Below are 17,157 nucleotides of genomic sequence, written 5' to 3'. Positions count from 1 at the left end.
TCGGATCGCCGCACCGCCGCTCCCACATTGGATCTCTGTCGTACACAGATTTTGTGTTCACTGGAGATCCCCTGTGGGAGCGGGCTTGCTCGCGAAGGCGATCTTAAGGCTGCCGCAATTACTTCGGCTGAGCCACCGTCCGCAGATACGGCTTCAGGGTCTTGAAGCCATCCGGGTATTTCTTCTTCGCGTCTTCGTCAGACACCGACGTCGGGATAATCACGTCTTCACCCGGCCGCCAGTTCACTGGCGTGGCGACGGTGTGTTTGGCATTGAGTTGCAGGGAATCAAGCAGGCGCAGCACTTCATCGAAATTGCGCCCGGCGCTCATCGGGTAGATCAGCATGGCCTTGACCTTCTTGTCCGGGCCGACGATGAACACCGAACGCACCGTGGCGTTGTCCACCGCCGTGCGCGCGCCGCCGCTGGCATTGGGGTGGATCATGTCGTAGAGCTTGGCCACCACCAGGTTTTCGTCGCCAATCAGCGGATAGTTGACCGCCGCGCCCTGGGTCTCGGCGATGTCACCGACCCAGCGGTTATGGTCGCTGACCGGGTCGACGCTGAGGCCGAGGACCTTGGTGTTGCGCTTGTCGAATTCCGGCTTGAGTTTGGCCAGGTAACCCAGTTCCGTGGTGCACACCGGGGTGAAATCCTTGGGATGGGAAAACAGGATGGCCCAACCATCGCCGATCCATTGGTGAAAATTGAGGGTGCCTTCGGTGGTGTCGGCGGTGAAATCCGGTGCTTCGTCGCCAATACGGATAGCCATGTTCGATCTCCTTGCAGTGATGGACAGGGACGCCGTCAGGGCAACGAATGCGCTTTAAACGGCATGGACGCGAGACAGTATAGGAGAGGTTCGACGACTCGCCGCAACGCGTTGAACAAGTCGCTAGCCCACCAGCGCAATCAGTTGCTGACGCTGGGCATCGGTCAGCATCGGGCCGAAACCGGCCCGGGCATTTTCCGCCATGTAGCGCGGATTGCCGGTGCCCGGAATCACGCAGGTCACCGCCGAATGCGACAGCAGGAACTTCAGTGCCAGTTGCGGCCAGCTCTTGACCCCGACTTGCGCCGCCCAGCCTGGCAGCGGCTTATCCTTGAGTTTGGCCAGCAAGCCACCACCGCCAAACGGCCGGTTGCAGATCACCGCCACCCCCCGTTCGCGGCACAACGGCAGCAGGCGATTCTCGGCACCGCGATCATCCAGGGCGTAGTTGATCTGCAAGAAATCCACTGGCTCGGCCTTGAGTACCGCTTCCACTTCTTCATAGGCCGACGCCGTGTAATGGGTGATGCCGATGTAGCGGATGCGCCCTGCTTCCTTCCAGTGGCGCAGGGTCGGCAGGTGCGTCTGCCAGTCCAGCAGGTTGTGGATCTGCATCAGGTCGATCTGGTTGGTCTGCAACAGGGCGAAGGATTGTTCCATTTGCGCAATGCCTTCTTCGCGGCCCCGGGTCCACACCTTGGTGGCCAGGAAGGCCGGCGAGCGCGGCTCATGGATCGACAGCAGCTCGCCGATGGTCTGTTCGGCGCGACCGTACATCGGCGAGCTGTCGATCAGCTTGCCACCTTTGTCGAACAACGCATCCAGCACCGCGGGCAAGTCCTTGTAAGCCGGTTGCGAAGGCTCGACATCGAATCCGCGATAAGTGCCCAACCCTACGATCGGCAAGGACTCGTTGCTGGAAGGAATGGCGCGGGTCTGCATGGTCTTGCCTCCTGTTCCCGTCGACGGCTCGGGTTGTGCACCCGCCGGACCGAACGTGAAGACCGCCGAAGCACCGGCAGCCAGCGTGAGTACTTCTCTACGGGTGTAACCCTCAGGATGGCTCATAAAACGCTTCTCACCAGTCGCTCGGGTCCGGCCCGTTGCGCCGACAACCCGGATAACCCGCGCCAAGGGTCGATTGTCTACACTCAGAAAGCCTTGCGCCAGCCACTTTCAAACCCCGAGCAGTCAATGCCGCCCACTAACGTTAGTCGAATGTCGCGCACCCTGGTGTTACTCGTCGTCATCGTCGCTGCGTTGTACCTGGCGCTGTGCGTGGCGCTGTTCGTGTTTCAACGGGCGCTGATCTACTACCCACAACCGCGCGCCGTCGGGACCGCCGGGACGCTGCTCACCCTGCCGGTCGCCGACGCACAGGTGCTGGTCTCCGTCCGTCCTCACGATGGCCCGAACGCGCTGATTTATTTCGGCGGCAATGCCGAAGACGTCTCGCGCAACCTGCCCGAGTTCACCCAAGCGTTCCCTGACTACGCGCTGTATCTGCTGCATTACCGTGGTTATGGCGGGAGTTCCGGCTCGCCTTCCGAAGAGGCCATTGCCCGCGATGCCATCACCTTGTTCGACCAGGTGTATGCCACCCATCCGCATGTGGCGGTGGTCGGACGCAGCCTGGGTTCCGGGGTTGCCGTGCGCCTGGCCAGCGAACGCCCGGCCGCGCGACTGGTGCTGATCACGCCCTACAACAGCCTCGAAGGGCTCGCCGCCCGTCAGTTCCGCTGGTTTCCGGTGCGCTGGTTGTTGAAGGACAAATACCCGTCCTGGCGCTACGCCGCCCGCATCACGGTGCCGACATTGTTGATCGCGGCCGAGCATGACGAAGTGATTCCGCGCCCGAGCACAGAACGTTTGTATACACACTTCGCCAAAGGCGTGGCGTCACTGCAGGTGATACCGGGGATGGGGCATAACTCGATCAGCGAAAGCCCTGAATACTTAAAGGTGCTGGGGGATGGGTTGTAGCAAGCAAGGTAGAACATACCTGTGATCTGTGGCGAGGGAGCTTGCTCCCGCTGGGTTGCGAAGCGACCCCCAGCTCTTCATCTGAAAAGCAGGGCCTGCTACGCAGTCCAACGGGAGCAAGCTCCCTCGCCACAGAAAAGCGCCCTTTCAGAGCTGAACAAACGTGCAAGGTTATATGACCGTTAATCCGAGAATTCGCCAACGACCAATAAAAACATATTTTTATGCCTATATTGATATTGTCGAACGTTCCCACTCTCAGAGGGTGCCGTCATGAATATCAAAACCCTGGCTTTGCTCCTGCTGGCTTTGTGTGCGCAACCGGTCTGGAGCCAGACGCCTGCCGCTTCACCCGCCGCTGCCGACAGCCCCGCGCTGACCACGCGCCTGGCCGAGCGTGACCTTTGGGTCGAACACATTTTCTGGATCAGAAACTACGCGCTGGCCAATCAATCCGCCGACAAAAAGCAAGCCAAAGTCACGGCGGACCAGGTGGTCGACAACGCCACCAAAATCGCCAACAGCATCGCCCCGCTCTACGGCCAACCGGCGGCGGATCAACTGCTCAAGCTGCTTGCCGGTCACTGGGGCGCGGTGAAACACTACAGCGATGCGACCGTCGCCAAAGACGCCAAGGGCAAGCAGGCTGCCGTCACCGAGTTGACCAGCAATGCCAAGGCGATTGCGGCATTTCTGGCTACGGCGAACCCCAATCTGCCTGAGGCGACACTGGTGACGATGTTGTCAGCCCATGGCGGTCATCACGTCGCCCAAATCGATGAATTCGCCGCGCACGATTACGCTGGCGAAGCCCGTACCTGGGCGATGATGCGCACGCACATCCTGGCCCTGGCCGACGCGTTGACCGGCGCGCTGGTCAAGCAATTCCCGGACAAGTTCTGATATCGCGCGAGGGCACACCATGCTGGAAGGACTGGGCCGAACACAGCAGGACCTGCTCAATGCACTGCTGCACCATGGGGGCGGCATGAGCATTGACGAGTTGGCTGAACACCTGGCCGTCACGCGCACGGCGATCCGCCAACACCTGGCGGCGCTGGAGCGTGACGGTCTGGTGTTGCGCGGCGACACCCGTCCGACGGGCCGTCGTCCGGAGCAGCTGTATCGGCTCACCGACCACGCGCGGGAGCTGTTCCCTCGCCACTATCAGCTACTGGCCAGCGTATTGATCGATGAAGTGGCGGGCATCATCGGTCCTGAAGCCCTGACTTCACTGATGCGCAGCATGGGTCGCAAACTGGCTTCGGACCGAGAACAAAAGGTCGTGGATGAAGCCAGGATCGTGCAGCACATGAACCAGGCGGGCTACGAAGCCGAGGTGTTTTTTCGCTCAGGAGACACCCCGGAAATCGTCGCGCATAACTGCGTATTCCATCGCCTGGCCGCCGAGCACCCGGTGGTCTGCGAACTGGACCTGGCCTTGATCGGCGCGTTGGGCGGTGGTGAAGTCGAGCACAGCGAATGCATGGTGCGCGGCGGGCATGTCTGTCGTTTCAGGCTGCGACCGAGCGAAACCCCGGACGTCGCGACTGACGCTGCTCCAGCCGATACCGATCAGCCAGCCTAGCGCTTGCGTGACAGCCGTTGCTGCCAGTTTCCGGCGTTGTCCCGCTGGCAGGCTTCTTCAGAATCGAACTGCACATGGGCCGCGACCGGGCTGAGTTGAACCTGTGCCTCACCCAAGGCCATGGCGGTGAATTCGACCATGCGTTCGCCCTGCCCTTTGGCCAGCGCCTGCTCCCTGTTGGCCTGGGTGTCGAAGACCCAAACCACCTTGAGGCTGGTCGGAAACCGGGCGTAGTCGACGATATGGGTCAACCACTGAAACCCGACGATTTCCGCTTTGGCCGTCTCGCACGCTTCGGTCAGGGTGGCGACCAGACGCCGTTCGATGTGCGCCTGATCGCGTTTGCTCAAACCCATGGGTTGATCCTTGTCTGGGGTGAAAAATCCCCATCATACAGACCTGCCGACACCCTTCGTCGGACTCATGGCTACGCCCGCAAATAGACAGGTGTCCGCCGTGAACCTTGTTTCAAGGCACCAGTCATAGCCCAGCGCTTTTCCCCACTTTCTTCGTTGTCATCTCATCAGAGTTGTCCGTCCATGCGCCAAACCGCCGTTGCCTTGCGCTTTTCTTCGCTGTGCCTGTTTTCCCTGCTCCCCGTTTTTGCAAGCCCCGCCCACGCCGATGGGCAACGGCAACTGGTGGACGCCATCAACGACTATCGTGCCCATCCGCAACGCTGCGACCGGCGGCCGACGCAACGTTTATCACCCCTGACGCTCAAATCGAACCTGGCCCTGCCCGTTGGCTATGGCGGTGGATTGCGGGACCGGTTAAAGGCTTCCGGCTATCAGGCCACCATGGTGCGATCCATCCGCGTGGTGGGTGCGCGGGATGCCGAAGAAGCCTTCGATATGTTCCAGGACGAGCACTGCGCCGCACTGCTCGACAACCAATACGCCGACATCGGCGTCAGCCGCGCCGGAAGTGAGTGGCAAGTGGTGCTGGCGCGGCCGGTGCTCGACGGGCAAACCGGCGATCCACGTAGCGCCGCACAGGCGTTGCTGGCGCAGGTCAACGCCGCCCGGGCCAAGCCGCGCCTGTGCGGTCGTCAGCGTTTCGCCGCCGCGCGGCCGCTGTCCTGGAGTGCTGCCCTCGGTGCCGCCGCCCAGGGCCATAGCAAGGCCATGGCCTACGGCAACTATTTCGCCCACCAGGACCCCGACGGTGACATGCCCTCCGACCGCGCCAAGGCCGCCGGTTACCGTGGCCGGCAAATCGGTGAAAACATCGCCGCCGGGCAAGGTTCACCGAGCAAGGCCATGGCCGGCTGGCTCGCCAGCCCCGGGCACTGCGCCAACCTGATGAACCCGATGTTCACTCAGGTCGGTGCCGCGTACGCCGCCAACGCGCGCAGCGACAACGGTGTTTACTGGACGATGCTGTTTGGCGCGCCTTGAGCCGCTGACCGGACCCACCTTGCGGGCATTAAAAAGCCCGCACTGAGCGGGCTTCGTGGGTGAATGTAATAAGTAGGTGGCCGGCGCTGGTCTCCGGCTTACAAGGTTTATCAGGCCTCCCACAAAAGAGTTGTGAAACTGTAATGGAACTCTTCTGCTTCACACGGCATAAGGGCTGGATCCCAGCGCGGGGATCTTTCTAACCGTGTACCCTTCGGAACGCGCCCCACGTCTCCTTGCTATCCTTTTGCGCATCAGTCTGCGTCTTCACCTACATGGTTGAGGATAGCAAAACAGACACAATTTCCAACCGGGCTTTTAGACCGATTTCGACCAGCAGAAAACATGGCTGGACGGAAAAAAACTAAGCCCGCAGCGCGGTTCAAAAGGGGCTGCACATCCAACATTGATGGTGCCTGACACGCCGCCTTCGCGGGCAAGCCCGCTCCTACAGGGATCGTTGCCAGACGCTAATGCCGGAAGCGACACATAACCTTGTAGGAGCTGGCTTGCCAGCGAAGGGGCCGGCACATCCAACATCGGTGCCTCATGCAGGCCGACGCACCACCCTCACCTTGCCGCTATCGCCGCCACCACAGAACAACCGCTCGCCGCCATCGGACTCCAGCCCCGACACGCCGACGCCTTCCGGCATCTTGAGGCTTTCCAGCACTTCACCGGTTTGCGAGTCGATGCGCCGCAGTTCACTTTCGTCGCCCTCCCAGGTGCCATGCCACAGCGCACCGTCCACCCAGGTCACGCCGGTGACGAAACGGTTGGATTCGATGGTGCGCAGGATCTTGCCGGTCTCGGGGTCGATCTGGTGAATCTTGCGTTCGCGGTACTGGCCCACCCACAACGTCCCTTCGGCCCAGGTCAGACCCGAATCGGTGCCTGCACCGGGAGCAGGAATCGTCGAGAGGATGCGGCCGGTGCGGGGGTCGATCTTGTGGATGCGGTCTTCGGCGATCTGGAACAGGTGCTCCCCGTCAAACGCGGTACCGGCATGGGCCGCGACATCGATCGAACTCAGTACCTTGCCGCTTTCCGGGTCCAGGGCGTTGATTTTGCTGTTGCTGGCGAACCAGACCTTTTCGCCGTCCCAGGTGACGCCGCACACATGATCGACATCGGCAAACGGGCCATATTCACGAATGATTTCAGCAGTTGCGTGTTTCATCTGGCATTCCTCGATGGGGGTTGGTGGCGTTCATCCTAGCCACCGGGCAACGGCGCCGGGAGTAACAAGGTCGTCGCGAATCCCGGCACCGGTGGCGTCATCCAGCGCCGCGCGCGGCCACGGCCAAACCACTGCACCTTGCCCTGCTCCGCCAGCGTATCGAGCGCCCGTTGCACTGTACGCTGGCTGGTACCCAGCGCCAGTGCCAGGGCGGAACTCGACCACGACTCGCCATCGGCGAGGCAGGCAAATACCGCGGCAAATTTTTCCTCGATCGGTTGCGCCAGCGCCACCACCTCCGTGCACACCGGCGATTGCAGGGCATAACCGCGGGTCGTCGCGATGACGTCGGCCAACGGCTTGAGTGCCTTGCGCAGCCTGCCGATTTCCACACGAAGCCGGGCGCGATGGGACTCATCCGAGAGCTTCAGACGGAATGCCCGGGCGATCAGCACTTCCCGCGTAACGTCGGCGGGCCATGCTTCGGCCAACGCACGGGCGAGCACGAACAGGATCGGCCGCGTCGCCAGCGGCACCGACATGCCACAGCCGTGCACAACGTACCGGCAGGCATCCACCACCAGTGACGTTGAACAGAACAACGCTTCAACATCATCGAGCAACAGCGGCCGTACTTCACCCTGGGCAATCAGGCGTGCCGCTGGAGCATCCAGCAGATACGCAGCGTGCTGGACCTCAGCGATCAGCGCGGTAATCCCGGTTTGACCGGCAGCCTGCCCGGCCCTGTTCAATGCCTCCCGCGCCGCGTGCGATTGCACGCGCCGAATGGCGATCCCCGCCAGCACCAGTTCATGGGTTGCGCGCAAGGCCGGCGGCAATGGGTCGGGGTCGAGTTCGGCCAATAACTGCTGCGCCTCATCGAGCTGGCCGATCAACAGCAAACGGCGGATTTGCAGATAACGCGCATGGGCGGCATTGACCCGGTCACCGTGGTGTTCAAGGGTGACCCGCGCCAATTCAAGCGCCTTGACCGGCCACCCGAGCTCCCGCGAAGCCAGGGCAATTTCGGCCTCGGCCACCACACAGCGCGCCCGGGCCAGCACTTCCTTGGGCGCAAAGGCCCGTTGCGCACGCTTGACCAGCGCCCTGGCCCGCACCAGATCACCCAGTTGCGCCATGGCGATACCGCGCAGGGCCAGCGCCGGCGCATCGTCGCGCAAGGCCACACGGTCCAGTGCGCCCAGCGGATTACCCGCCGCCAGCGCCTGCGCGGCTGCCGCGATCATCGAGTCCATGGAAATCCCGCCACGCTTGTCACTCCCATCATTCGATACCCGGGTTTAGTCTAAATCACGACCTTTCACCAGGAGCGTAGAACGATGAACACCCACAAAACCGCGTCCCGGGACCAATGGCTGGCGGCACGCCTGCAACTGCTCGAAGCGGAAAAGGCCCTGACCCGACGCAGCGATGAAGTGGCCAGGCAACGCCAGGCATTGCCATGGGTTCGCCTCGACAAGGCGTACCGCTTCGATACCGACACCGGCAGCGCAACCCTGGCCGAACTCTTTCAAGGGCGCTCGCAACTGCTGGTCTACCACTTCATGTTCGGCCCCGACTACACCGCCGGCTGCCCGTCCTGCTCAGCCATCGCCGATGGCTTCGACCCCCTCATCGTCCACCTGGCGAACCACGACGTGACCCTGATGGCGATATCCCGCGCGCCGTTGGCGAAACTGCAGGCCTACAAGCGCCGAATGGGCTGGACCTTCCCCTGGGCCTCGGCCGCCGACAGCGATTTCACCGCCGACTTCAATGTCTACTTCACCGAAGAGCAGCAGCGTGAAGGGCTGGTCGAGTACAACTATCAGCGAGGCGGCCATGCCATGGACGCCAGTCAGATCCCGGAACCGGTGAAACAGTTCGCCGCGACCTGTGGCACCGATGCGCCGACCTACACCCGCGACAGGCCGGGGTTGAGTACGTTCGTGTTGGAAGACGGCGAGATCTATCACACCTACTCCACCTACGCGCGGGGCCTGGACGGATTGTGGGGAATGTACCAATGGCTCGACCGCGCGCCCAAGGGACGTAATGAAACGGGGCCCTGGTGGCGTCGGCATGATGAGTACCAGTGAGCGACAGCGGTGTCACTGGCCGCCGATGAAGAGGTCCGCCCGCTTGTCCATCAGCGCCGGCTGGGTCTGGGAGACCCCGCGTCGTCAATGAACTCCCCCTCGATTAATGAGCAATCCGGCAACAGTGTTTATCCCGAGGGCCGATATTTGCGCCCCTGACAAACGCCTAATATCGGCCCTACCCAAGTGAGCAAACCCGGTCAGATGCAACCCGCTCACAAGGCTGAACACCCCTTGCAGGACAACGCTTCAACCACGAGGTGAAGATCATGAAACTGTTGAACATTGCACTCTTTGTTGCCCTTGGCACCGCCGGCACCCAGGCCTTTGCAGACGACAGCCACTCGACTGCCGCCACCGGCCAAACACCCGTTGAAACCTACACATACGGCACCAGGCTAGATATCAAACGCGTCATCGATGTATCAGAAATAGCCAATGAATGCGGACCGGTCCCGGCGCGCATGACCTATGAAGATTCCCAGGGTCAACGCCGCACCATCGAATATCAAGTCATGGGCAGCGGGTGCTCGAACGGTTGAGCAAGGTACGGACGATGGAGGGTCGACACTCCATGGGTACAGCGCCAGCCACATCGCTACACAGATGCACCGACAATTTTTTCATCAGCGGCGAGCAACCCCGGAATGGAATGCTTCAGAAATTCCACCCAGGTTTTTATTTTTGCATCCACGAACTTGCGTGACGGGTAGATCGCAAACAGGTTCAGCTCCTCCAGCCGATACCCCGGCAGTACCCGCACCAGAGTCCCCGCCCGCAGGCCCTCGACGGCCGAAGCAATCGGCTGAATGCCAATCCCCATCCCGTTCTTGATCGCGAATGTCATGGCGTCAGCCGTGTTGACGTGAAAGGGCGACGCCGGCGTGCTGAACGTTTCTATCCCCTGGGAACCTTCGAATACCCAGTTCTCGGCCGGCATGACCGTGTTGACGATTCGCAGGCAATCATGGCTGCCAAGATCACTCGGCGACTCGGGAGTCCCGCGTTTGCTCAGGTACGCCGGCGAGGCGCAGAGAATGCTGTAGGTGATACCCAGCCGCTGGGCAACAAATCCGGAATCGGGCAGATCCCGCGCCAGCACGATCGACATGTCATAGCCTTCCTCGAGCAAATCCGGCAGCCGATTGGTCACGGTCAGGTCAAACAGAACCGAAGGATAGGTTTCTCTGTAGCGGGCAATGGCGCCGATCACGTAATGGTTGCCGATGGCCGACATGGCATGGATTTTCAGCCGGCCTGCGGGCATGACCTGGGCCGTGCCCGCCTCTTCGTCGGCCTCGCGCATGTCCTGCAGAATCCGCTCGCAGCGCTGCAAATAGCGCACACCGGCTTCGGTCAGTGCCAGGCGCCGGGTGGTGCGGTTGATCAGCCGCGTCTGCAGCCGGGCCTCCAGGCTGGAAACGGCTTTTGAAACGTTGGTCGTGGTGGTGTCCAACATCGCGGCCGCCGCGGTGAAGCTGCCGCTTTGGGCCACCGCCGCGAAACAGCGCAGGGTCTGGAACACATCCATCGTTTTCACCTCAAGGGATAGGCAAACAGGACGGCCCCGTGACGGACCGCCCTGGCGTCAGCAACTACTGCTTGCGCGGGATGAATCCGGGGACACCGGTTTCAACCACCGAGTTGAAGCGTATACGGGTTGTGATGTCTTGTTGAATCTCCACCATGGCCCTGTGCGGCAAGGTCGAGATATCGATGTTTTCCCGGATATGGCTCGGCGTAGCCGAGGTGGTCAGGAACGCCACCCCGCGTTGTACCGACCAGGCCAGCGCGACCTGGGCCGGGGTTTTCTGCACGCGCCGGGCGACGCCGGCAAGCACCGGGTCTGCCAGCACGTTCGGTTCCATGCCATGCCCCAGTGGCGCAAACGCCAGCACGATAATCCCGTGCTCCTTGCAGAACTCAAGCAACTCCCACTCCGGCAAATAAGGGTGGGCCTCGACCTGCACCACCGCGGGTTTTATCCGGGCAGCGGCGACCAGCGTCTTCAGCGCCTGCAGCGTGATATCGGACACACCGATGGCCCTCGCCCGTCCCTCATCCACCAGCCGCTCAAGCGCCCGCCACGTCTCGATCAGCGTCACGCCGTCGTCGTAGATGACATTGCCCTGCTCGTCCCGCGGGTCCTGGTTGTCGCCGGGTTGAAAGGCAAACGGCGTGTGGATCAGGTAGCAGTCGATGTAGTCCACTTGCAGGCGCTGGCAACTGGCTTCGAACGCGGGCTCGACGCGCTCCGGACGATGGTTGGTGTTCCACAGCTTGGTGGTGATGAACAGCTCCTCGCGGCGGACTTTGCCCGCCTCCAGCACTTCCATCAGCGCAACACCCACCTGCGCTTCGTTGCGATAGCGCTCGGCACAATCGAAATGGCGGAAACCGGCGGCCAGCGCTTCCTTCACCGCTTCAGTCGTGGTGGCGAGATCACGGAACAAGGTCCCGAATCCAACCGCCGGCATCTCGACCGCCCCATGGTTGAGCGTGAATCGGGTCTCGCGCAGTCCGTCGTGAAAGGCTTCATAGGTCATGTCATTACTCCAGGCCGCAGCCGTTATTGATACGAAGGTTTCTGCCCGTCGCCGGACGCCACGCGTTGCTCGAAGGCACCGACGGCGTTGCCGCCCAGGGCAATGAACAGCTGCACGGTGTCGAGGTACTGCGCGGTATTCACGCGGATCTGTCCCAGCAGCGCCTGCTCGTAGGCACGCTGCGCTTCCAGGACCTGGAGGATGCTGTTCTCGCCTTGTGCAAAGGCTTGCTGGTTCAACTGCAAACTGGATTCGGCCGCGCGCAAGGCATCGGTCTGGGCCTGGTGTTCCTCGGCGTCATGGTTGATCGCCTGCAAGGTGTCGGCGACCTGGCCGAACGAGGTAATGACCGTCTGCTGGTAACCGGCGAGCGTCGCCTTGTAACCGTCGACGGCGGCCTGCTGCTGCGCCTTGAGTGTTCCGCCGTCGAAGATCGGCCCTGCCAGCCCCGCAGCGAAACCCCAGAGTGCCGCGCCACCATTACCGGAAGCCGCCTGCGCCAGGGACGCCGACAGCGTGACGTGGGGATAGAGGTTCGCCGTCGCCACGCCCACCGCCGCGCTGGCCATGCGCAGTTGCGCCTCGGCTTGCAGCACATCCGGCCGGTCGTGGGCCATCTCCGAAGGCAGGCTCACCGGCATGTTCGACGGCAAGGCAAACTCGCTCAAGTCGAAGTCGGGAGCGATCCAGTCCGCCGGCCCCTTCCCTGTCAGAATCGACAATGCGTGGCGTGCCGCATCGCGCTGTTGAGCGAGGGGTGGCAACAAGGTGCGGTCCTGGGCGAGACGGGTCTCGGCCAGTGATACATCGATCTGCGTAGTGGAGCCGTTGAGATGGGCCATGCGCACCAGTTCAAGGTTTTTTGCGTCATTGGCCAGCAGCTCTTCCACGGCCTGTATCTGCGCATTGGCGGAGGCCACCAGCAAGGCCTGGCTGGCGACGTTGCCGGTCAGGGTCAGATACGCCGCTTCGTAGCGGTGCCGTTGCAGGTCGGTAAACGCCTGCTGTTGTTCAACCAGCCGCTTGTTGCCGCCGAACACATCAAGGTCGAACCCCACTCGCGGTCCTATCGCGTAGAAATTGGCGATGGCGGGTTCCCTGGCGTTGTGCAGCCGTTGACGACCGGCCACGGCAGCGAAATCGACCTGCGGATACAGCGCACCCTGCGCCGCCGCAACAGAAGAAGCGGCTTGCCGGATCGTTGCATCGGCTGCCACCAGATCCAGGTTGCCGTCGATGGCACGACGCACCACGCGGTCGAGTTTCGGCGAGCCAAAGGCCGACCACCAATCGCCATTGACCTTGCTGCCGAGGTCGATACGAGGGTTGCCACCCTGGGCAAGACGCTGCTCGGCCTGTGGGTCATAGTGCTGCGACGCACTCGCCGCCGGTGCTTGATAGTCGGGGCCAACGGTGCAGGCCGTCAGGAATGCAAGCAGCGACAACGCCGCGATCTTCGTTTGCAGCAGATATCTGTTGATGACCAGCGCATAAGGTTTCATTTGGCAAACTCCACGAAAACTAATTGGCCGCAACGGGCTTGCGAAGAAACAACACCAGCGGGCTCACCACCAGCATCACCACCATCAGGATCTTGAACTGGTCGATCACGGCGATGAACGCGGCCTGGCCGGTGATCATTTCGTTGAGCCCGTCGAGCACCTGCAAGGGCGCTGAGGTCAGCGAATGCGCAGCCGCGCGGTAGGGCGTCAGGTTGCTGGCCAGCGCCGAGTGCATCGCCTGGGTGTTGTTGAAGAAGAACAGCTGCACGATCGCCACGCCCAGCGTGCTGCCGTAGACACGGGCCAGATTGAACAGGCCGGTACCTTCGGGGCGCAGCGTGGGGTCGAGCGTGCTGAACGCGACCTTGCTCACCGCCGGCATCAGAATGCCCAGGCCCATGCCCTGGATCGCACCGGCGACGGCCACGGGCCACTCGTCCATCAGCGGCGAATAGCCGAGCATCAGCCAGTTGGCATAAACCACCACCGCCACGCCTGCCGCCACGAAAGGACGACGGTCGAAACGCTCGGGCAGCCGCCCCATCAGCAGAAAAGCGCCAACCAGGCCCATGCCACGGGGAATCGTCAAGGCGCCGGTGGTGTCAGGCGGATAGCCGAGAATCTCGTCCAGCATCGGTGAGGTCAGGGCCATGGTCGACAACAGCACGAAACCGAGGGCGAAAAAGATCACCGTCGACAACACGAAGTTGCGGTCCTTGAACAGGCGCTTGTTGAGGAAATGCACGTTCGAGGTCAGCACATGCACCACGAACAGGTAGATCCCCAGCGCAGACGCCACGGCTTCCAGCCAGATCTCGGGCGAGGCAAACCAGTCCAGGCGCTCCCCCCGGTCGAGCAGCATTTGCAGGCTGATCATGCCGAGGGTGAAGGTGCCGAAACCGAAGAAATCGAACCCCGACGGTTTCTCGGCCTTCTTCTCGGTCAGCAACAGCGCCGCCACCAGGAAGATAAACGCCGACAGTGGCACGCTGAGGTAGAACATCGGTCGCCAGCCAAAATGCTCGGCGATCCAGCCACCGATACTCGGGCCGCTGACGATGCCGAACAGCACGATGGCGGTCCAGCTCGCGCCGAACTTCGCACGCTTATCCTGCGGCAAGGTTTCCATGGCAATCGCCATCGACAACGGTGCCAGCACGCCACTGGCGATGCCTTGAACGATGCGCGCGCCGACGAATTCCAGCGGCGTCGTCGCCGCCGTGGCGAGCAGCAAGCCAAGGACAAACAACGCTAGCGCCGCCTGATACACCCACTTCAAGCCAAAGCGCCCGGCCAGCCACTGCGCAATCGGCATGCTGATCGCACTCGCGGCCAGGTACGAGGTGAAAATCCAGCCCGCCTGATCGTCGCTCATCGACAGGCTGCCCTGAATCAACCTGAGTGCCGCGTTCGGCAGCGGCAGGTTCGCCGACTGCATGTAGGTTGCCAGCAAGGCGGCGAACCTGAGCGAGCGCGCGCCCTCCCCACCGGGGCTTACCATCGATTGGGTATTCATCAGGAGTTACCTGCGCTCAGCAACGCCTTGAGCGGGTGCCACCAGGGGCTTTGAAACCGGGTGTCGATCCGCACCGTGGCGCTGGTCCCGGAGAACAGCGGCAGCGCCGGGTCCGCTTCGTCGAGCTCAAGCCGTACCGGCACCCGTTGCGTCACCTTGACCCAGTTGCCGGTGGCGTTCTCCGGTGGCAGCAATGCGAAATCCGAACCGGCCCCCGGGCTCATGCTGGTGACGTGGGCCTTGAACACGCGATCGGGATAGGTATCGATGCGGATGGTGGCTTCCTGGCCCGGGCGCATGTGGGTCACGTCGGTCTCGCGAAAGTTGGCCTCGATCCAGATCTCGTGACCGGACAACAAGGCAAAGGCCGGGGCGCCGCTGTTGAGATGGTTGCCCACCTGCAGGTCGTCGACCTTGGCCACGATGCCATCCTGCGGTGCATACACCGTGGTGTACGAGAGGTACAACTGCGCCTCGTCGAGCTGCGCCCTGGCCTCCAGTACCGTCGGGTGACTGTCGGCATCGATGTTCGGATTGCCGTTCAACGCAACCACGGTGCTCGCGATCTGCTGCTCGATGGAGGCGATCCGTTGCCGCGCCACCTTCACGTCGGTGTCGGCGCGTTCGTAGATGGACTTCGACACGAACGCCGACGCGATCAGGGCCTTCTTGCGGGCAAAATCCTTTTGGTCGAAGTCAGCCGACTCTTTCGCCGATTGCAGTTCCGCCTGTTGCTGGCGATAGCTGGCCTTGAGCCCGTCGATACGCAGCCGCGCCACGCTCAGTTGTGCTTGCGCGCGGTCGACGGCGATCTGGAAGGGTTTCGGGTCGATCCGGAACAGCACCTGGCCCTTGCGGACCTGCTGATTGTCCTCGACGGCGATCTCTACCACTTGCCCGGAGATCCGCGCATTGATCGATGCCTTCGCCACCCGGGCATAAGCGTTATCGGTCGAAACATAAGCCTGCCCGGACACATGGTGGGCATAGCCCAGCGCCGCGAAGAGGATGGGAACACCCACCATCAGCCAGGGACGCAAGGTCTGTCTCAGGGGTTTTCTGGTGGGCGCGCCGACCGGGTTGGGGCCAGGCTGCTCGAAGGTCTGTGAAGCCGGGATATCGAACGATTTGGTCATGATCGAGTTCACCTTTAGCCGGGTAATCGGGCCGACGTCGGCAAACATCGCCAGCGGCCCGCAGGTCAATAAATGCTGTAAGGAAGCAAGCCCGTGCGCGGCCGGGAGGATCGCTCCCGGCGCGTCGGTTTCGTCGCCGCAACACTCAGTTCGCGCTCGGCTACAACAAACCCTGGAACAAGGAATTTCTGATTCCTTAATTTTGTGCGATGGTGTAAGAATATCCCTCGACCCACCCTCCCACAAGGATTTTGTACGACATGGCACAAAATAAATCGACAGAGGGCAAAAGCCGCGGCCGCCCTCGGGCCTACGACCCGCAGACAGCGTTGCAGCAGGCACTCGGTGTGTTCTGGAACACCGGCTATTCCGGCGCGTCCCTGGACAGCATCGCCACCGCCGCCGGCATGAATCGCCCCAGCCTCTATGCGGCATTCGGCGACAAGCACGCGCTCTACATCAAAGCGCTGGAGCAATATTGGGAGTTTGCCGCTGCGTCCATGCGCGAGGCGCTGACGGACCTGGACCTGCCGTTGGCCGAGGCCTTGCAGCTTTTCTACGAGGGGCAGTTATCGATTTACTTCTCGGGCGACGGCCAGCCTCGCGGTTGCTTCGCCATCGGCACGGCAACCACCGAGGCGGTCGAGGACCCGGAAATTCGCGAGGTGCTGTCCGACCGCTTGAGCCGACTGGATGCCGATCTGGAAATTCGATTGCAAGCGGCGAAGGAGGCCGGCGAGTTGAAAGACAACGCAGACCCGGCCGCCCTGGCCGTGCTCGCCTCGTCTTTGCTGCACAGCATTTCGATACGTGCCCGGGCCGGTAAATCCCGAGCCGAGTTGACGGAACTGGCACGCAATGCGATCAGAGTGATCTGCGGTGAGTGAAAAGCTCGAAGATATCCTCGCCGGGCAATTGGCCGTGATCTTTTGCGGCATCAACCCCGGAATGACGGCCGCCGCCCAGGGGCACCATTTTGCGGGGCGCGGCAATCGTTTCTGGCGCACGCTGCATCTCGCCGGGTTTACCCCGCAGCTTGTGCAAGCGGAAAACGATCGGACGATCTTGCGCTACCACTGCGGATTGACTGCGGTGGTGGAACGGCCGACGGCCAGTGCGGATCAGCTGTCCTTGCACGAGTTCACCGCCGCCGCTGCCGACTTCGAACAGAAAATTGCACGCCATGCGCCGCGTTTCGTGGCGTTTCTAGGCAAGGCGGCGTATGCCGCGTTGTCCGGTCAGCGGGAGATTGCCTGGGGCCTGCAAACCAAAACTTTCGGCAATGCCTCGGTCTGGATCCTGCCCAACCCCAGCGGGAGAAATCGTGGGTTCAGCCTCGAGCAACTGGTCACGGCGTACCGCGAACTGCGCCTGGCCGTTGACGAACAGCGACAGGTGTAATCACGCCGGCGGAATCGTCGCCAGCATACCGATC

At 62.2% G+C, this 17,157-nt stretch carries 18 protein-coding genes; 8 read left to right on the top strand and 10 right to left on the bottom strand.

Going from position 1 to position 17,157, the window contains the following annotated elements:
• Positions 1–118 precede the first annotated feature (118 nt).
• Both KGA85_RS30285 and KGA85_RS30280 read right to left on the bottom strand, forming a co-directional pair.
• Entirely contained in the window at positions 119–772 is a 654-nt protein-coding gene (locus KGA85_RS30285) for a peroxiredoxin (RefSeq protein ID WP_223456606.1), read from the bottom strand.
• A 123-nt stretch (positions 773–895) separates the two neighbouring features.
• Complete coding sequence (locus KGA85_RS30280) at positions 896–1,840, bottom strand: aldo/keto reductase (protein WP_223456604.1); 945 nt, start codon at positions 1,838–1,840, stop codon at positions 896–898.
• 126 nt (positions 1,841–1,966) lie between these two features.
• On the opposite strand from KGA85_RS30280, the gene KGA85_RS30275 reads away from it, so the two are divergent.
• The 3 genes from KGA85_RS30275 to KGA85_RS30265 all read left to right on the top strand — a co-directional run bounded on the left by KGA85_RS30275 (position 1,967) and on the right by KGA85_RS30265 (position 4,343).
• Positions 1,967–2,755, top strand: coding sequence for an alpha/beta hydrolase (locus KGA85_RS30275; protein ID WP_223456602.1), 789 nt, complete (start codon positions 1,967–1,969; stop codon positions 2,753–2,755).
• 273 nt (positions 2,756–3,028) lie between these two features.
• Positions 3,029–3,658 (top strand): hypothetical protein, encoded by a 630-nt coding sequence (locus KGA85_RS30270; RefSeq protein ID WP_223543620.1) that lies wholly within the window; start codon positions 3,029–3,031, stop codon positions 3,656–3,658.
• A 19-nt stretch (positions 3,659–3,677) separates the two neighbouring features.
• Positions 3,678–4,343, top strand: a complete 666-nt coding sequence (locus KGA85_RS30265) for a helix-turn-helix transcriptional regulator (RefSeq protein WP_223543619.1) — start codon at positions 3,678–3,680, stop codon at positions 4,341–4,343.
• Here KGA85_RS30265 and KGA85_RS30260 read toward each other — a convergent pair.
• A complete protein-coding gene (locus KGA85_RS30260) occupies positions 4,340–4,699 on the bottom strand; it encodes a hypothetical protein (protein ID WP_223456591.1) in 360 nt (119 codons plus the stop codon). The two genes, KGA85_RS30265 and KGA85_RS30260, sit on opposite strands and share 4 nt — an antisense overlap.
• 183 nt (positions 4,700–4,882) lie before the next feature.
• Here KGA85_RS30260 and KGA85_RS30255 point away from each other — a divergent pair, with 183 nt between their 5' ends.
• A complete protein-coding gene (locus KGA85_RS30255; protein ID WP_223456589.1) occupies positions 4,883–5,743 on the top strand; it encodes a CAP domain-containing protein in 861 nt (286 codons plus the stop codon).
• A 547-nt stretch (positions 5,744–6,290) separates the two neighbouring features.
• On the opposite strand, the gene KGA85_RS30250 is transcribed toward KGA85_RS30255, so the two are convergent.
• A complete protein-coding gene (locus KGA85_RS30250; protein WP_223456587.1) occupies positions 6,291–6,923 on the bottom strand; it encodes a PQQ-binding-like beta-propeller repeat protein in 633 nt (210 codons plus the stop codon).
• 35 nt (positions 6,924–6,958) lie between these two features.
• Positions 6,959–8,179 carry a helix-turn-helix domain-containing protein gene (locus KGA85_RS30245; RefSeq protein ID WP_223456586.1) on the bottom strand — a complete coding sequence of 407 codons (1,221 nt, stop codon included), beginning with the start codon at positions 8,177–8,179 and terminating at the stop codon, positions 6,959–6,961.
• An 84-nt stretch (positions 8,180–8,263) separates the two neighbouring features.
• Between KGA85_RS30245 and KGA85_RS30240 the strand changes: the two genes are divergently transcribed.
• Complete coding sequence (locus KGA85_RS30240; protein WP_223533520.1) at positions 8,264–9,022, top strand: DUF899 domain-containing protein; 759 nt, start codon at positions 8,264–8,266, stop codon at positions 9,020–9,022.
• A 269-nt stretch (positions 9,023–9,291) separates the two neighbouring features.
• On the top strand, positions 9,292–9,564 hold the full coding sequence (locus KGA85_RS30235) for a DUF2790 domain-containing protein (RefSeq protein WP_223456582.1): 273 nt from the start codon (positions 9,292–9,294) through the stop codon (positions 9,562–9,564).
• A gap of 56 nt (positions 9,565–9,620) precedes the next feature.
• Here KGA85_RS30235 and KGA85_RS30230 read toward each other — a convergent pair whose 3' ends face one another.
• The 5 genes from KGA85_RS30230 to KGA85_RS30210 form a co-directional block, all read right to left on the bottom strand.
• Positions 9,621–10,553, bottom strand: coding sequence for a LysR family transcriptional regulator (locus KGA85_RS30230; protein ID WP_223456580.1), 933 nt, complete (start codon positions 10,551–10,553; stop codon positions 9,621–9,623).
• 64 nt (positions 10,554–10,617) lie between these two features.
• Positions 10,618–11,568, bottom strand: coding sequence for an aldo/keto reductase (locus KGA85_RS30225; protein ID WP_223533521.1), 951 nt, complete (start codon positions 11,566–11,568; stop codon positions 10,618–10,620).
• Between the two features lie 23 nt (positions 11,569–11,591).
• Positions 11,592–13,070 carry an efflux transporter outer membrane subunit gene (locus KGA85_RS30220; RefSeq protein ID WP_223543618.1) on the bottom strand — a complete coding sequence of 493 codons (1,479 nt, stop codon included), beginning with the start codon at positions 13,068–13,070 and terminating at the stop codon, positions 11,592–11,594.
• A 19-nt stretch (positions 13,071–13,089) separates the two neighbouring features.
• Positions 13,090–14,586 (bottom strand): DHA2 family efflux MFS transporter permease subunit, encoded by a 1,497-nt coding sequence (locus tag KGA85_RS30215; protein ID WP_223456575.1) that lies wholly within the window; start codon positions 14,584–14,586, stop codon positions 13,090–13,092.
• Positions 14,586–15,722 (bottom strand): HlyD family secretion protein, encoded by a 1,137-nt coding sequence (locus KGA85_RS30210; RefSeq protein ID WP_223456573.1) that lies wholly within the window; start codon positions 15,720–15,722, stop codon positions 14,586–14,588. The genes KGA85_RS30215 and KGA85_RS30210 overlap by 1 nt, the downstream gene beginning before the upstream one ends.
• A gap of 260 nt (positions 15,723–15,982) precedes the next feature.
• On the opposite strand from KGA85_RS30210, the gene KGA85_RS30205 reads away from it, so the two are divergent.
• Both KGA85_RS30205 and mug read left to right on the top strand, forming a co-directional pair.
• A complete protein-coding gene (locus KGA85_RS30205; protein WP_223543617.1) occupies positions 15,983–16,609 on the top strand; it encodes a TetR/AcrR family transcriptional regulator in 627 nt (208 codons plus the stop codon).
• Positions 16,602–17,123, top strand: coding sequence for a G/U mismatch-specific DNA glycosylase (gene mug, locus KGA85_RS30200; RefSeq protein WP_223543616.1), 522 nt, complete (start codon positions 16,602–16,604; stop codon positions 17,121–17,123). The genes KGA85_RS30205 and mug overlap by 8 nt, the downstream gene beginning before the upstream one ends.
• The last annotated feature ends 34 nt before the right edge of the window (positions 17,124–17,157 follow it).

It is taken from the genome of Pseudomonas sp. GL-B-12 (assembly GCF_019955895.1).
Lineage (GTDB): Bacteria > Pseudomonadota > Gammaproteobacteria > Pseudomonadales > Pseudomonadaceae > Aquipseudomonas.
Note: the sequence above shows the minus strand (reverse complement) of the source record. Positions and strands in the feature narration are given on the sequence as shown.

What these genes read in the sequence shown, in the direction of transcription:
- KGA85_RS30285 (WP_223456606.1), bottom strand. Translation starts at nt 772, where the DNA reads ATGGCTATCCGTATTGGCGACGAAGCACCGGATTTCACCGCCGACACC.
- KGA85_RS30280 (WP_223456604.1), bottom strand. Translation starts at nt 1,840, where the DNA reads ATGAGCCATCCTGAGGGTTACACCCGTAGAGAAGTACTCACGCTGGCT.
- KGA85_RS30275 (WP_223456602.1), top strand. Translation starts at nt 1,967, where the DNA reads ATGCCGCCCACTAACGTTAGTCGAATGTCGCGCACCCTGGTGTTACTC.
- KGA85_RS30270 (WP_223543620.1), top strand. Translation starts at nt 3,029, where the DNA reads ATGAATATCAAAACCCTGGCTTTGCTCCTGCTGGCTTTGTGTGCGCAA.
- KGA85_RS30265 (WP_223543619.1), top strand. Translation starts at nt 3,678, where the DNA reads ATGCTGGAAGGACTGGGCCGAACACAGCAGGACCTGCTCAATGCACTG.
- KGA85_RS30260 (WP_223456591.1), bottom strand. Translation starts at nt 4,699, where the DNA reads ATGGGTTTGAGCAAACGCGATCAGGCGCACATCGAACGGCGTCTGGTC.
- KGA85_RS30255 (WP_223456589.1), top strand. Translation starts at nt 4,883, where the DNA reads ATGCGCCAAACCGCCGTTGCCTTGCGCTTTTCTTCGCTGTGCCTGTTT.
- KGA85_RS30250 (WP_223456587.1), bottom strand. Translation starts at nt 6,923, where the DNA reads ATGAAACACGCAACTGCTGAAATCATTCGTGAATATGGCCCGTTTGCC.
- KGA85_RS30245 (WP_223456586.1), bottom strand. Translation starts at nt 8,179, where the DNA reads ATGGACTCGATGATCGCGGCAGCCGCGCAGGCGCTGGCGGCGGGTAAT.
- KGA85_RS30240 (WP_223533520.1), top strand. Translation starts at nt 8,264, where the DNA reads ATGAACACCCACAAAACCGCGTCCCGGGACCAATGGCTGGCGGCACGC.
- KGA85_RS30235 (WP_223456582.1), top strand. Translation starts at nt 9,292, where the DNA reads ATGAAACTGTTGAACATTGCACTCTTTGTTGCCCTTGGCACCGCCGGC.
- KGA85_RS30230 (WP_223456580.1), bottom strand. Translation starts at nt 10,553, where the DNA reads ATGGATGTGTTCCAGACCCTGCGCTGTTTCGCGGCGGTGGCCCAAAGC.
- KGA85_RS30225 (WP_223533521.1), bottom strand. Translation starts at nt 11,568, where the DNA reads ATGACCTATGAAGCCTTTCACGACGGACTGCGCGAGACCCGATTCACG.
- KGA85_RS30220 (WP_223543618.1), bottom strand. Translation starts at nt 13,070, where the DNA reads ATGAAACCTTATGCGCTGGTCATCAACAGATATCTGCTGCAAACGAAG.
- KGA85_RS30215 (WP_223456575.1), bottom strand. Translation starts at nt 14,586, where the DNA reads ATGAATACCCAATCGATGGTAAGCCCCGGTGGGGAGGGCGCGCGCTCG.
- KGA85_RS30210 (WP_223456573.1), bottom strand. Translation starts at nt 15,722, where the DNA reads ATGACCAAATCGTTCGATATCCCGGCTTCACAGACCTTCGAGCAGCCT.
- KGA85_RS30205 (WP_223543617.1), top strand. Translation starts at nt 15,983, where the DNA reads ATGGCACAAAATAAATCGACAGAGGGCAAAAGCCGCGGCCGCCCTCGG.